The organism is Aeromicrobium sp., from assembly GCF_037719875.1.
Taxonomy (GTDB): Bacteria; Actinomycetota; Actinomycetes; order Propionibacteriales; family Nocardioidaceae; genus Aeromicrobium.
Window position 1 is genome coordinate 104,315 of record NZ_JBBJMJ010000003.1, and the last position, 12,139, is coordinate 116,453.

Annotated in this window: 12 protein-coding genes; 5 read left to right on the top strand and 7 right to left on the bottom strand. The window is 68.0% G+C overall.

What is annotated here, in order from left to right:
• Nucleotides 1–64: 64 nt before the first annotated feature.
• Nucleotides 65–1,054: a malate dehydrogenase gene (locus tag WKF39_RS05240; protein ID WP_340386179.1), complete on the top strand. Its 990-nt coding sequence runs from the start codon at nucleotides 65–67 to the stop codon at nucleotides 1,052–1,054.
• Nucleotides 1,055–1,145: 91 nt separating this feature from the next.
• On the opposite strand, the gene WKF39_RS05245 is transcribed toward WKF39_RS05240, so the two are convergent.
• From WKF39_RS05245 to WKF39_RS05255, 3 genes are read right to left on the bottom strand one after another with little or no spacing between them, the layout of a single operon-like run.
• Nucleotides 1,146–1,421: a DUF3017 domain-containing protein gene (locus tag WKF39_RS05245; protein WP_340386180.1), complete on the bottom strand. Its 276-nt coding sequence runs from the start codon at nucleotides 1,419–1,421 to the stop codon at nucleotides 1,146–1,148.
• Nucleotides 1,418–2,269, bottom strand: coding sequence for a bifunctional methylenetetrahydrofolate dehydrogenase/methenyltetrahydrofolate cyclohydrolase (locus WKF39_RS05250; protein WP_340386181.1), 852 nt, complete (start codon nucleotides 2,267–2,269; stop codon nucleotides 1,418–1,420). The genes WKF39_RS05245 and WKF39_RS05250 overlap by 4 nt, the downstream gene beginning before the upstream one ends.
• A gap of 24 nt (nucleotides 2,270–2,293) precedes the next feature.
• Entirely contained in the window at nucleotides 2,294–4,135 is a 1,842-nt protein-coding gene (locus WKF39_RS05255) for a CocE/NonD family hydrolase (RefSeq protein WP_340386182.1), read from the bottom strand.
• Nucleotides 4,136–4,219: 84 nt separating this feature from the next.
• Here WKF39_RS05255 and WKF39_RS05260 point away from each other — a divergent pair, with 84 nt between their 5' ends.
• The 3 genes from WKF39_RS05260 to WKF39_RS05270 all read left to right on the top strand — a co-directional run bounded on the left by WKF39_RS05260 (nucleotide 4,220) and on the right by WKF39_RS05270 (nucleotide 5,942).
• Nucleotides 4,220–4,867, top strand: a complete 648-nt coding sequence (locus tag WKF39_RS05260; RefSeq protein WP_340386183.1) for a TetR family transcriptional regulator — start codon at nucleotides 4,220–4,222, stop codon at nucleotides 4,865–4,867.
• Nucleotides 4,864–5,403 (top strand): YbaK/EbsC family protein, encoded by a 540-nt coding sequence (locus WKF39_RS05265; RefSeq protein WP_340386184.1) that lies wholly within the window; start codon nucleotides 4,864–4,866, stop codon nucleotides 5,401–5,403. The genes WKF39_RS05260 and WKF39_RS05265 overlap by 4 nt, the downstream gene beginning before the upstream one ends.
• 110 nt (nucleotides 5,404–5,513) lie before the next feature.
• The gene (locus WKF39_RS05270) at nucleotides 5,514–5,942 is read left to right on the top strand and encodes a DUF6328 family protein (RefSeq protein WP_340386263.1); all 429 of its coding nucleotides are present in this window, start codon (nucleotides 5,514–5,516) and stop codon (nucleotides 5,940–5,942) included.
• Between the two features lie 28 nt (nucleotides 5,943–5,970).
• On the opposite strand, the gene purH is transcribed toward WKF39_RS05270, so the two are convergent.
• Genes purH through WKF39_RS05285 form a run of 3 tightly spaced genes read right to left on the bottom strand, consistent with a single transcriptional unit; the run spans nucleotide 5,971 to nucleotide 9,287 of the window.
• Nucleotides 5,971–7,539, bottom strand: coding sequence for a bifunctional phosphoribosylaminoimidazolecarboxamide formyltransferase/IMP cyclohydrolase (gene purH, locus WKF39_RS05275; RefSeq protein ID WP_340386185.1), 1,569 nt, complete (start codon nucleotides 7,537–7,539; stop codon nucleotides 5,971–5,973).
• Nucleotides 7,529–8,170 carry a phosphoribosylglycinamide formyltransferase gene (gene purN, locus WKF39_RS05280; protein WP_340386186.1) on the bottom strand — a complete coding sequence of 214 codons (642 nt, stop codon included), beginning with the start codon at nucleotides 8,168–8,170 and terminating at the stop codon, nucleotides 7,529–7,531. Before purN ends, purH begins: the two co-directional genes overlap by 11 nt.
• The gene (locus tag WKF39_RS05285; RefSeq protein WP_340386187.1) at nucleotides 8,073–9,287 is read right to left on the bottom strand and encodes a DUF6350 family protein; all 1,215 of its coding nucleotides are present in this window, start codon (nucleotides 9,285–9,287) and stop codon (nucleotides 8,073–8,075) included. The genes purN and WKF39_RS05285 overlap by 98 nt, the downstream gene beginning before the upstream one ends.
• A 69-nt stretch (nucleotides 9,288–9,356) precedes the next feature.
• Here WKF39_RS05285 and WKF39_RS05290 point away from each other — a divergent pair, with 69 nt between their 5' ends.
• Nucleotides 9,357–11,165, top strand: coding sequence for a hypothetical protein (locus tag WKF39_RS05290; protein WP_340386188.1), 1,809 nt, complete (start codon nucleotides 9,357–9,359; stop codon nucleotides 11,163–11,165).
• Nucleotides 11,166–11,257: 92 nt separating this feature from the next.
• Here the strand turns inward: WKF39_RS05290 and sucD are convergent, their stop codons facing one another.
• Nucleotides 11,258–12,139, bottom strand: a complete 882-nt coding sequence (gene sucD, locus WKF39_RS05295; RefSeq protein ID WP_340386189.1) for a succinate--CoA ligase subunit alpha — start codon at nucleotides 12,137–12,139, stop codon at nucleotides 11,258–11,260.

The window sequence follows — 12,139 nt, forward strand, 5'->3', positions numbered from 1 at the left end:
GCGGGCGGCTGCGCTAGTTTCGGAAGGTATCCCCCGATTTTCCGCACCTCCAAGGAGCCCCGCCGTGAGCACAACCCCCGTCAAGGTCGCCGTCACCGGCGCCGCCGGCCAGATCGGCTACAGCCTGCTTTTCCGCCTGGCCAGCGGATCGCTGCTCGGCCCCGACACCCCGATCCAGCTGCAGCTGCTGGAGATCACGCCCGCGCTCAAGTCTCTCGAGGGTGTCGTCATGGAGCTCGACGACTGCGCTTTCCCGACCCTCGCGGGTGTCGAGATCGGTGATGACGCCGAGACGATCTTCGACGGCGTCAACCTTGCGCTGCTCGTGGGCGCTCGCCCGCGTGGGCCCGGCATGGAGCGCGGAGACCTGCTCGAGGCCAACGGCGCGATCTTCACGGCCCAGGGCAAGGCCCTCAACGCCGTCGCCGCCGACGACGTACGCATCGGTGTGACCGGCAACCCGGCCAACACCAACGCGCTGATCGCGATGACCAACGCCCCCGACATCCCTCAGGATCGCTTCAGTGCGCTGACCCGGCTCGACCACAACCGGGCCATCTCGCAGCTCGCGGCCAAGACCGGCGCTTCTGTCACCGACATCAAGAAGATGACGATCTGGGGCAACCACTCGGCCACGCAGTATCCCGACATCTTCCACGCCGAGATCGCCGGCAAGAACGCGGCTGAGACCGTCAACGACCAGGCCTGGATCGAGAACGACTTCATCCCGACCGTCGCCAAGCGCGGCGCTGCGATCATCGAGGCACGCGGATCTTCATCGGCCGCCTCCGCTGCCTCCGCGACGATCGATGCCGCTCGAGACTGGCTGCACGGATCGCCCGAGGGTGACTGGGCCTCGATGGCGGTCGTGTCCGACGGCTCATACGGTGTGCCCGAAGGCCTGATCTACTCGTTCCCCGTCACGACCAGCAATGGTGACTGGGAGATCGTCCAGGGCCTCGAGATCGACGACTTCTCCCGCGGCAAGATGGACGCGACCGCCGCCGAGCTGACCGAGGAGCGCGACGCGGTCAAGGAGCTCGGCCTGATCTGACCCAACCCCCAAGATTTGGCCGATTTCACACCGAAATCGGCCAAATCTTTGGCCTTTTCGGTTGGGTAGCCGCCAAATCTTGGGGGCTCGATCAGGTCGGCTGGCCGGGCACGACCGCAGCAAGCACGACCAATGAGATGCCGAGCGTCGTCATCCAGAACACGTCGAAGGCCTTGCCTCGTACGCGCAGCATCCCGGTGTGGTCGACCGGCATGACGAACCGGGCGAACGCCCCGACGACGAAAGCTGCGCCGATCACGATGATCCCCGCGCGCCACGGCCCGACCACGACGAGCACCAGGCCGACGAGCACGGCAAGCAGGTGCAGCAGATAGAGCTGCGATCCGCGACTGCGGGGACCGATCACGACGAGAGCCGCTCAGCCGTCTCGACAACATTGGCGAGCAGCATCGCGCGGGTCATCGGCCCGACGCCTCCGGGGTTGGGTGAGATCCAGCCGGCGACCTCGTGGGCCGCAGGGTCCACGTCTCCGACGATCCCGTTGTCATCGCGGCTCACGCCGACGTCGAGCAGGGCTGCGCCGGGCTTGACCATGTCTGCTGAGATGATCCCCGGGACGCCGGCAGCGGCGATGACGATGTCGGCACGACGCACCTCCGCACCCAGATCACGGGTGCCGGTGTGGCAGAGCGTCACGGTGGCATTCTCGCTGCGCCGGGTCAGCAGCAGCCCCATCGGCCGGCCCACCGTGATGCCGCGGCCGACCACCACGACATTTCGACCTGCGATCGGCACATCGTGACGGCGCAACAGCTCGATGATGCCGCGGGGCGTGCAGGGCAACGGTGCCGCTTTGCCGAGCACGAGCCAGCCGAGGTTTGTCGGGTGCAGCCCGTCGGCGTCCTTGGCGGGGTCGATGCGACCGATGACGGCGTTCTCGTCGAGGCCTTGAGGCAAGGGCAGCTGGACGATGTAGCCCGTGCAGGTCGGATCGGCATTGAGCTCGTCGACCGCCGCCTCGACCTCGCCCTGGGTTGCGGTCTCCGGCAGGTCGATGCGCAAGGACTCGATGCCGACCTGGGCACAGTCGCGGTGCTTGCCCGCGACATACCACTGGCTGCCAGGGTCACTGCCGACCAGGATCGTGCCGAGACCGGGCACGACGCCCTTGTCCCGGAGGGCGGCCACGCGTACGCGGAGCTCGTCCTTGATCGCGGATGCAACCGCCTTGCCGTCGAGTATCTGCGCTGTCACACGGACGAGTGTTTCACGCCGTCGTCAGTCGGCGACGGGCAACGTGATCCATGACGGCGTCGTCGAGTTGTGCTGGATCCGATAGACACCCAGCAGGAGGTCGAGGAGCTTGGTCGGCGGTGGCAGCAGGTGGAGCGTGTCGCCGCTGCCGATCAGCACCCGGAGGGAGTGACCCTTCGGAATCGTGCTGAATGCCGGCCTGATCTCGACGTCGAACTGCGTGACCTTGCCGGGCCGCACTTTCTCCGCCGTCACCCTGGTCTGCGGGTGATACGGCAACTGATAACCGCCGTGGCCGTCGGGCCAGCTCTTGTCCGGGTCGATCGCGCGCGCCGAGCCCAGGAGACCACCAGCGGTCAGGTCGCTGATCTTGCCGTCAGGTGCGACATCCTGGAGGGTCACCGCGAACATCGTCTCCGACGACGTCGAGGTCGCGTTGAGGGTCAGTCCGACAGGACCGGCCAGACGAAGGTCCTGCGGGAGGGTGCCGGAGTCGTATGCGACGTCGCCCGGCTGGGGCACGGAGAAGGCCGGGACCTTGCTGCACGCCTCGTAGGCCGGCGACAGGATGCCTGCGGACCACTGACCGAGCGAGCGGGCGCACGAGAGGGAGAATCCCTTCCACACTGCCGTCGACGACCCGGTCCTCGCGGTAGGCGTGGCCGGCGAGAGCTTCTGCCCGGGCTGGAAGAACCACCGCTCCGGGGTGGAGTGCTCGGAGGGGTAGGCGGCAAGGTCATACTTCCGCCCGCCGGTCTCCTCGACGTGGAACGGTCTCGTGGTGTCGAGGATGCCGGTGTCGCGACCCTTGAGCCACTGGTCGAACCACTGGAGCTGGATCTTGTCGAGGCCCTCGCCCGCCGAGCTGTGGTCGTAGGGTCCGGTCTTGAGCTGCCAGCGTGGGTCGGCCTTCTGGGTCTTCTCCATCGGCTGCCACACCGAACGTCCGACCGAGGCGTTCTGCAACCCGCTGTACAGGAGCGGCTCGCCCCGCTGGAACACGTCGTACTGCTCTCCGACGAGATAGGCCGGCACATCGTTCGCAACGATCTTGTCGAGGACGCGCTGGGGCGCCCGCTCCTGCCAGTACGCGCTGTCGTACACGCGGTCACCCTGCAGCAGGACGTCCAGGCCGGTCTGCAGCTCGAACGGGATGCCGGCGAGTCCGTGCTCCAGCATCAGCCGGAGCGCGTCGACCGGATCGGTCGGACCGCGATCGGCCAGGGGCGTGAGGGTGCGCAGGCCGAAGTAGGCCGCCAGCAGGCCCGCCGGGGAGATCACGTTGACGATGCCGCCGACGCTGAACAGGTCTCGATAGGGGTCGGACGACGAGACGATCGGGAAGATCGCCTTGAGTGGGGAGTCCTTGCCGACCTCGGCGGCCGTGAACAGCTGGTCGATCCCGAGATAGGAGCCGCCCAAGAGCCCGACCCTCCCGTTGCTGCCAGGGAGATCGGCCGCCCAGCGGACCAGCTCGGCGCCGTCCTTGCCCTCCTGCTTGCCGAACAGCTGCGACTGCCCCTCTGAACCGCCCGTGCCCGCCACGTCGACGATGGCTCCGATGTATCCCCGTTTCACGAGGTAGGGAGGGACCGCGCCGACGCCGACATTGCCGACGGTCTTGCTGTAAGGCGTCTGGATCAGGATCACCGGGAAATCCCCGGGTGCCGGGGTCTTGGTCCCCTTGATCGCTGGCGCGTGGATCGCGGCGCGCAGCACCCGTCCGTCGGGCATCGTGACCGGGATGTCGGTCGTGACGGTGATGTCGTACTTCTCTTCACCGGGCGACCACTCCGCGGCGCTCGCCGCAGAGGGGACGAGCAGAATGCTCGCCCCAAGGACGACAGCAACAACGAGTGAGGTCATGCGACGCATAGACTGCCTCCGACAAGATCCGGGTGCACAGGGGCCGAATTCGTACGAACGTACAGAAACTGAGGTGATGCGTCAATGGTCACGCGTGCATCGCTGTCGCAGGAACGCAGCCGGCTTCGGCGCGACGAGCTGCTGGCCGCGGCGATCGAGCTGTTCGCCGAAGGTGGGTCCCGTGCCATCACGCACCGCGCCGTCGCTGCTCGTGCCGGTCTCCCCTCGGCCACGACGACCTACTACTTCGAGTCGATCGACGAGCTCATCCGCGAAGCCCTCGGCTCGCACATCGACCAGTGGACCCGTGACCTCGAGGCCCTCTCCGCGGTCGATCTCGACATCGAGGTGAGCCTCGACGACGCCTCCCAGTTCATCTCGCACATCTTCTCCGCTCGTGGCCCGGAGGTCGCTGCGCTCGAGCTGGCCATCTTCCTCGCCGCGGCCCGAGCGCCGGAGCTCCGCCATGCCGCCGCCCATGCCATCCGCGCCTTTGAGGGCCTGACTCTCAGGATGCTCAACCGCGTCGGGGTCCACGACGCCGACATGCTCGCCGCGTCCATCGTCACCCTGATCGCCGGCACGGCGGTGCGGCGCCAGTCCGGACTCCACACCGAGCACGAAGAGGCGCGCCTGCTCACCGCGGCAATCCGAAATCTCGTCGCCGCCCATGCGCTCGGCGCTGACGGCGTCGACCGTACGCTCGCGAAGCTCAGCGAGAAGGCGAAGTGACCGTCCGACTCGGCACGCTCGACCTCGAGCCGGCCCGCGACGACCTGCTTGCGCCGCCGGTGGCAGCCATGATCGCCGCGATCACCGACCTCAGTGCCCAGGCGCACGCCGTGGCGATCGATCCCGACCTCGCCGACACGGCAGCCCTCACCGATCGCTTCGGCCTCGACCCGGAGGCGTCAGCCAACTGCGTCATCGTGCTCGGCAAGCGCGGCGGCGAGCTGCGGCCTGCGGCATGTGTCGTGCTTGCCAGCACACGCGCCGACGTCAACGGACTCGTCCGACGCACGATCGACACCCGCAAGTGCTCGTTCGCGCCGCAGGACTGGGCCGTCGCGGAGACCGGCATGGAGTACGGCGGCATCACACCGGTCGGCGTCCCTGAAGGTTGGCCGATCCTGATCGATCAGGCCGTCACCGAGCAGCCGTGGGTCCTGCTCGGGAGTGGCCTGCGCCGCTCGAAGCTCGCCCTCCCAGGAGCACTGCTGGCCGACCTGCCCGGCGCCCAGGTGCTCGCAGGCTTGGGCCTGCGCTGACGTCTGCGAACAAGGACACGCTGTGCGACGACAGGAGAAGGCAATGACCACCGGCCCGAAGGATCCCGTCGCCGACCCGCCGCCCGACAACCCGACCGAAGAACGTCTGGATCGCAAACTGGCAGGAGCTCCTGCAAGAGTTGCGCATCGCGCAAACCGGCGTGCAGATCCTGACCGGCTTCCTGCTCACCATCCCGTTCACCCCACGATTCAGCGAGCTGGAGTCGTCGAGGCAAACCGTATACGCGGCTGTTCTGTGCATGGCAGTCATCGCAACACTTCTGCTGATGACCCCCGTGGTCCTCCACCGAGCGCTCTTCCATCAGGGTGAGCGGCCTTGGCTGGTCGAATCAGCTGATCGGTTGGCTCAATGGGGAATCGGGGCTCAGACCGTGGCGATCGTCGGGGTCGTGTGGTTGATCCTCGACTTCATCGGTCCATGGTGGATTGCTGCGGCGGTCGCCGCCGCGATCACAGCGTCCTTGCTGGTGGTGTGGGTGCTGCTCCCGGCTCGCGAACGCAGGGCGAAGTCACCATGATCTCAGTTGGCCCTGCTGCTCGACCAGCTCAGTGGAAGAAGTGCCGGGTTCCGGTGGCATACATCGCGACGCCGGCTGCCTGAGCAGCCTCGATGACCGCATCGTCACGGATCGAGCCACCAGGCTGGACGATCGCGCGCACCCCTGCGGCGAAGAGGATCTCCGGGCCGTCGGGGAAGGGGAAGAACGCATCAGATGCCGCGACCGATCCGGCTGCCCGCTCCACGCCGGCCCGCTCGACAGCGAGCTTGCACGAGTCGACCCGGTTGACCTGGCCCATCCCGACACCGACGGACGCGCCGTCCTTGGCGAGCAGGATCGCGTTGGACTTGACCGCCCGCACGGCTGTCCACGCGAATGCGAGGTCGGCAAACGAACGGTCGTCGACCGGCTCCCCCGCGATCAGCGTCCAGGACGACGGATCGTCGCCGTCAGCATCGACGCGGTCAACGCGCTGCACGAGGACGCCGCCACTCACGCCGCGGAACTCGACCGGTTCGCGGTGCTCGTCGGCGGACACGCGGAGGATGCGGATGTTCTTCTTGCCCTGCAACACCTCCACGGCACCTGCCTCGTAGTCGGGCGCGACGATGACCTCGGTGAAGACCTCAGCCACCTGCTCGGCCATCGCCACCGAGACAGGGCGGTTGGTCGCGATGACCCCACCAAAGGCCGAGACCGGGTCGCACGCGTGGGCCCTGGCGTGCGCCTGGGCCACGTCGTCACCGACCGCGATGCCGCACGGGTTGGCGTGCTTGATGATCGCGACGGCCGGGAGCTCGAAGTCGTATGCCGCGCGGCGGGCCGCATCGGTGTCGACGTAGTTGTTGTAGGACATCTCCTTGCCGTGCAGCTGCTCCGCGGCGGCGAGGCCACCGCGCCCGTTGTGATAGAGCGCGGCCGGCTGATGCGGGTTCTCGCCATAGCGCAGCACCGCCGACTTGTCCCACGTCGCGCCGGTGAACTCCGGCCAGCCGTCCTCGGCCGGCGCGTGCACGCTGGCGAACCACGAGGCGACCGCGACATCGTATGCCGCCGTGTGCGCGAACGCCTGTGCTGCAAGGCGCTTGCGCTGATCGAGGGTGAAGCCGCCTGCAGCGATCGCGGCCCGCACGTCGTCGTACGACGAGGGGCTGACGACGACCGCGACGCTCGGATGGTTCTTGGCCGCAGCACGGACCATCGAGGGACCCCCGATGTCGATCTGCTCGACGCACTCATCGGGAGTTGCGCCGGACCCGACTGTCTCACTGAAGGGGTAGAGGTTGACGATCACGAGGTCGAACGGCTCGATCTCCAGGTCGGCGAGCTGCGCCACATGGTCGTCGAGGCGCAGGTCGGCCAGGATGCCCGCGTGGACGCGGGGGTGCAGCGTCTTGACCCGCCCGTCGAGACACTCAGGGAACCCCGTGAGCTCCTCGACCGGGGTGACCGGCACGCCTGCGGACTCGATCGTCCTGGCCGTCGAGCCGGTCGACACGATCGAGATGCCGGCGGCATGCAGGTCGCGAGCCAGCTGCTCGAGACCGGTCTTGTCATAGACCGAGATGAGGACGCGACCGAGGGGGCGGACGGAAGGGGCGTGGCTAGTGGTCATGTGATTCTCCTCCGAGCCGAACGGCCCGGTCATCGAGGTGGAAGTCTTCGCGCGCAAGGGTGCCGACCCAGTCGACCAGCATGGCCCGCTCACTGCTCTTGATGCGTTCGTGCAGGGCGGCCTCATCGTCGCCATCGAGCACCGGGACGGCGACCTGGGCGACGATCGGGCCGGTGTCGACACCCTCGTCGACGACGAACAGCGTTGCGCCGGTGACCTTGACGCCATAGGCCAGCGCATCCCGCGGGCCGTGCATGCCCGGGAACGCCGGCGACAGCGCCGGATGGGTGTTGAGGGTGCGCCCACCGAACCGGGCCAGGAACGCCGGACCGGTGAGCTTCATGAAGCCGGCCAGCACGACGATGTCGGGGTCGTACGCCGCGACGGCCTCGGCCAGGGCGGCGTCCCAGCTGGCGCGATCCGCGAAGTCCGGGACCGGAAGCACGAATGTCGGTATGCCGTGACGCTCCGCCCGGGCGACACCCCCGGTCCCGTCGCGGTCGGCTCCGACCGCGACGACCTCTGCGCCGTAGTCAGGACTCGTCGACGCGTCGATCAGCGCCTGGAGATTGGTGCCGCTTCCAGAGACGAGGACGACCAGTCGAGCTGGTGTCCGGGGACTGGGAGGCACGGTCTCCACGATAGTGGGCGAGGGCAGCGCCCAGCGCGCCGCCCACCGCCATGACGGGCACCGCGAGCAGCAACGGAGTGAACGTGGGCGGCCCGGCATCGGCCATCCGGCCGGGCCCGACTGCGCCTCCGGAGAGCCCGATGAGGACGCCCAGCATGAAGCCCGCCACGGCACCGGCCGCCGCACCAAGGGCCACCCGGCCCAGGACACCCTCCCGGCGGCCCGGACCGACGCGCCAGCCCGACACCACCCCGGCGAGCAATGGCACGAGCCCGAGCACGAACACCCAGCCGGGCAGCTCGCCCGGCGGTGGCAGCGCGGCGAGCAGCGGGAAGCCCGGGACATTGCCGAGCTGCGATCCGGAGAGGTCGACCGAGGTGTCGGTGCCGAGCATGAAACCGGGTCCGATCAGGACCGAAGCGGTCCAGAGCAAGAGGGTCGGCGCCGCCAACAGGCACCCGACGCCCAGGGCGATCCCACCGCCCCTGCCGGGATCGAGCTGCGCCCATAGGTCTCCCGCCCGCGAGATGTTGCGCGCGAGCTGGACCACCACCACGACGCCCGCGGCGGTCAGCACGACCAGGACACCTGGGACGGCTGCTCGCGTCGCGAGGCGCACATCCTCAGATGCCGTGAACCACAGCTGATCGCCCCCGCCGTGCCGGCGGACGGCCCCCAGCGCCGCACCGATGCCTCCGACGACGAAGGCCACGAATGCCGCACGTACGACCGGAGTGTGCACGTCGCCGGATGCCGATGCCGCCGAGGCGATGCCCGCGATGACTCCGTACGCCCCGGCCGTCGTCGCGGTGAAGGCCGCGAGCTCCTGGACGGGCTCGGTGACGACCCACGCCGCAGTGCACGCCACCAGCGCGACGCACACGAGCGTGGCACCGATCGGCACCAGTGCGAAGGTCACCCCGCCGGCGTCGATGCCGGACCCGAGCGCAACCAGCCACGTGCGCACCGTGGATCGAAGCAACGAGGCGAGCGTGAAATCGGCGAAACCCCTTGCAATGACGACGAAGACGGCCGATACCGCGAGCGACAGGACGGCGGCCAGCAGCGCGGTGAGGAAGGCCGGTCGGAGGTAGGGGGTCTCGACGGGCGGGGGCACCCCTTCATCCAACCTGTAAAGTTGGGGCGTTGGAGTCAGGCACGCCGCACGTCAAAAGGAGGCTGGTACATGACTCGCGTCGATGAGTTCGACAGCTTCTACTCCTCGACCTTCGCTCAGGCCGTCCAAGTCACCTATGCAGTCAGCGGTGACCGACAGGTCGCCTTCGAGGCGACCGTGGACGCCTATCGGCGGGCGTGGCGCGACTGGTCCAAGATCCGTGACCGTCACCCGCTCGGCTATGTGCGCAACGAGGCGTGGAAGCTCACGGCGCTCAGCCGCGGCACCCACCCCCTGCGACGCAAGCACGAGGAGGACAGCGACACCCAGCTGCTCGAGGCCCTCGCCGAGCTGAGCGTCGACGATCGCCGACTGATAGTCCTGATGACACTCGGCAACACCGATCTCGAAGAGGCCTCGCGTGAGGTCGGGCTGCCTGCCGAGGAGGGCATCGAGAGCGTCACGACCGCGCTGGCAAGCCTCGAGACCGCGCTGAGGCAGCGCATCGACATGATCGAGCGGCGCATGCATGCGCTTGCCTCTGCGACCGAATCACTCCAGGTCCCTGATCCGGCGACGGTCCGCAGCGCGGCCAAGCGCGGGCGCAGGCGCAACACCGTCCTGCTGGTCGCGGCTTCCGTGGCCATCATCTTCGGCAGCGGATTCGTTGCGACGGACGGTGACGCGCTGGCCAGTGGCACCAAGGCCCCCAGCCGCCAGAAGTTCGGCACCGAGCAGGACGTCCAGCTTGATGCCAAGACGATCGACACCGGCAACCTGCTCTCCGCGAAGCAGGTCAGCAACCTCGACCCCGCCAGCTCCTGGGCGGTCGACGGCACCGACCAGAACGTCAACAACACGACCCCCTATGCCACGTGTCCCACCAAGCGTTATGCGAACAAGAACCCGCGCAAGGTCTTCGTGCGCACCTTCGCCTCCAAGGGCGCCGCCACCGAGCGCGTCGCACAGGCGATCGAGGTGTCCCGCAGCGACACGATCGCGGCCACGACCTACGAGCGGCTCGTGCAGTGGTACTCCGACTGCGAGCACCCCCGCGTCCAGCTCGTCGCTGCCTACACGGTGCAGCGACCCTTCGGCGACTTCCAGATCCTCCGCCTGCGGTCGCACCGCTCACCCCAACGTACGTTCACGGTCGGTTTCAGCCACTCCGGCACCATCACGAGCACCTTGGTCCACGAGGTCGACGGCAAGAAGGGCCCGAGCGTCCGGACCTTCGCCCGTACGCTCAACGACTCGGTCGACAAGGTCTGCAAGGACAGCGGCGGCGTGTGCACCGACCGGATCCAGGTCCGTCGCACCGACCCACCGCCGACCTCGGAAGCGCCCGAATACCTCGGCATCGTCGACCTGCCGCCGATCAGCAACATCGACAAGGTGTGGGCCGCGGCGACGGTTCCTGCCAAGCCCAACCCGGCCGCGACACGGTGCGACAAGGCCGACTTCAGCAGCGAGGACGTCCGCGATGCCAGCGCACGCATCTACGTGCTCTACGAGGCCAAGACGCTGCCGGACAAGTTCGGCGTCGCCGAGACCGTGGGCCGGTTCTCCTCGACCAAGAAGGCCAAGGCCTTCGTCAAGAAGGCCACCGAGCGGCTCGAGTCATGCGCCGACGACACCCTCTCGGCCAAGATCGACCAGCGCAAGTCCTTCAAGGATCCCGCGTTCTCAGGCGATGTCTGGCGGGTCGGGCTCGAGGTCACCAAGGGATCTCGCACGTACTACCGCACCTCACTGATCCGCCGCGGCTCCAAGGTCGCCCAGGTGACCTTCACCCCGGCCGGCAAGTACGACATCACCCAGACCGAGTTCGAAGCCGTCGCGACGCGAGCGGCGACGAGGTTGAAGTACGCCAAGTAGGACCGCATTCACGCCGAAGCCCCTCCTGCCTGTCGGCGGGAGGGGCTTCGGCGTACTACGCGTCCGTTGCTCGGGGCGTTCCTTGCTCGGGCTCAGAGCCCCTTGAGGATCTCCCGCATCAGCTCGGCGGTCTCCGACGGCGTCTTGCCGACCTTGACGCCCGCAGCCTCGAGGGCTTCCTTCTTGCCCTGCGCGGTACCTGCACCGTCGGCGACGATGGCGCCGGCGTGGCCCATCGTCTTGCCCTCCGGAGCGGTGAATCCCGCGACATAGCCCACGACCGGCTTGGTGACGTGCTCCTGGATGTAGGCCGCAGCCTTCTCCTCCGCGTCGCCGCCGATCTCGCCGATCATCACGATCGCCTTGGTGTCGGGGTCTGCCTCGAACGCCTCGAGAGCGTCGATGTGCGTCGTCCCGATGATGGGGTCGCCGCCGATGCCGATCGCGGTGGTGAAGCCGTGATCACGCAGCTCGAACATCATCTGGTAGGTCAGCGTGCCTGACTTCGACACCAGACCGATCGGACCCGAACCCGAGATCGTCGCCGGCGTGATGCCTGCGAGCGCTTCGCCCGGCGTGATGATGCCGGGGCAGTTGGGACCGATGATGCGCGTCTTCTTGCCCTGCGCGTAAGCCCAGAACTCGGCACTGTCCTGGATCGGCACACCCTCGGTGATGATGACCAGGAGGCCGATCTCGGCATCGATCGCCTCGACGACGGCATCCTTGGTGAACGCCGGGGGGACGAAGGCGACCGACACGTCGGCGCCGGTCTTCTCAATGGCCTCGGCAACCGTGCCGAAGACCGGGAGCTCGACGTCACCGTGGGTGACGGTCGTGCCTGCCTTGCGGGCGTTGACGCCACCGACGACGTTCGTGCCGGCCTTGAGCATCAGGGCGGTGTGCTTGGTGCCCTCGCCGCCCGTGATGCCCTGGACGATGACCTTGGAGTCCTTGTTCAGGAAGATCGACAT

Excerpts from the sequence above, each read along its gene's own strand:
- WKF39_RS05290 (WP_340386188.1), top strand. The coding sequence starts at position 9,357 with ATGACTCGCGTCGATGAGTTCGACAGCTTCTACTCCTCGACCTTCGCT.
- sucD (WP_340386189.1), bottom strand. The coding sequence starts at position 12,139 with ATGTCGATCTTCCTGAACAAGGACTCCAAGGTCATCGTCCAGGGCATC.
- WKF39_RS05255 (WP_340386182.1), bottom strand. The coding sequence starts at position 4,135 with ATGACCTCACTCGTTGTTGCTGTCGTCCTTGGGGCGAGCATTCTGCTC.
- purH (WP_340386185.1), bottom strand. The coding sequence starts at position 7,539 with ATGACCACTAGCCACGCCCCTTCCGTCCGCCCCCTCGGTCGCGTCCTC.
- WKF39_RS05260 (WP_340386183.1), top strand. The coding sequence starts at position 4,220 with ATGGTCACGCGTGCATCGCTGTCGCAGGAACGCAGCCGGCTTCGGCGC.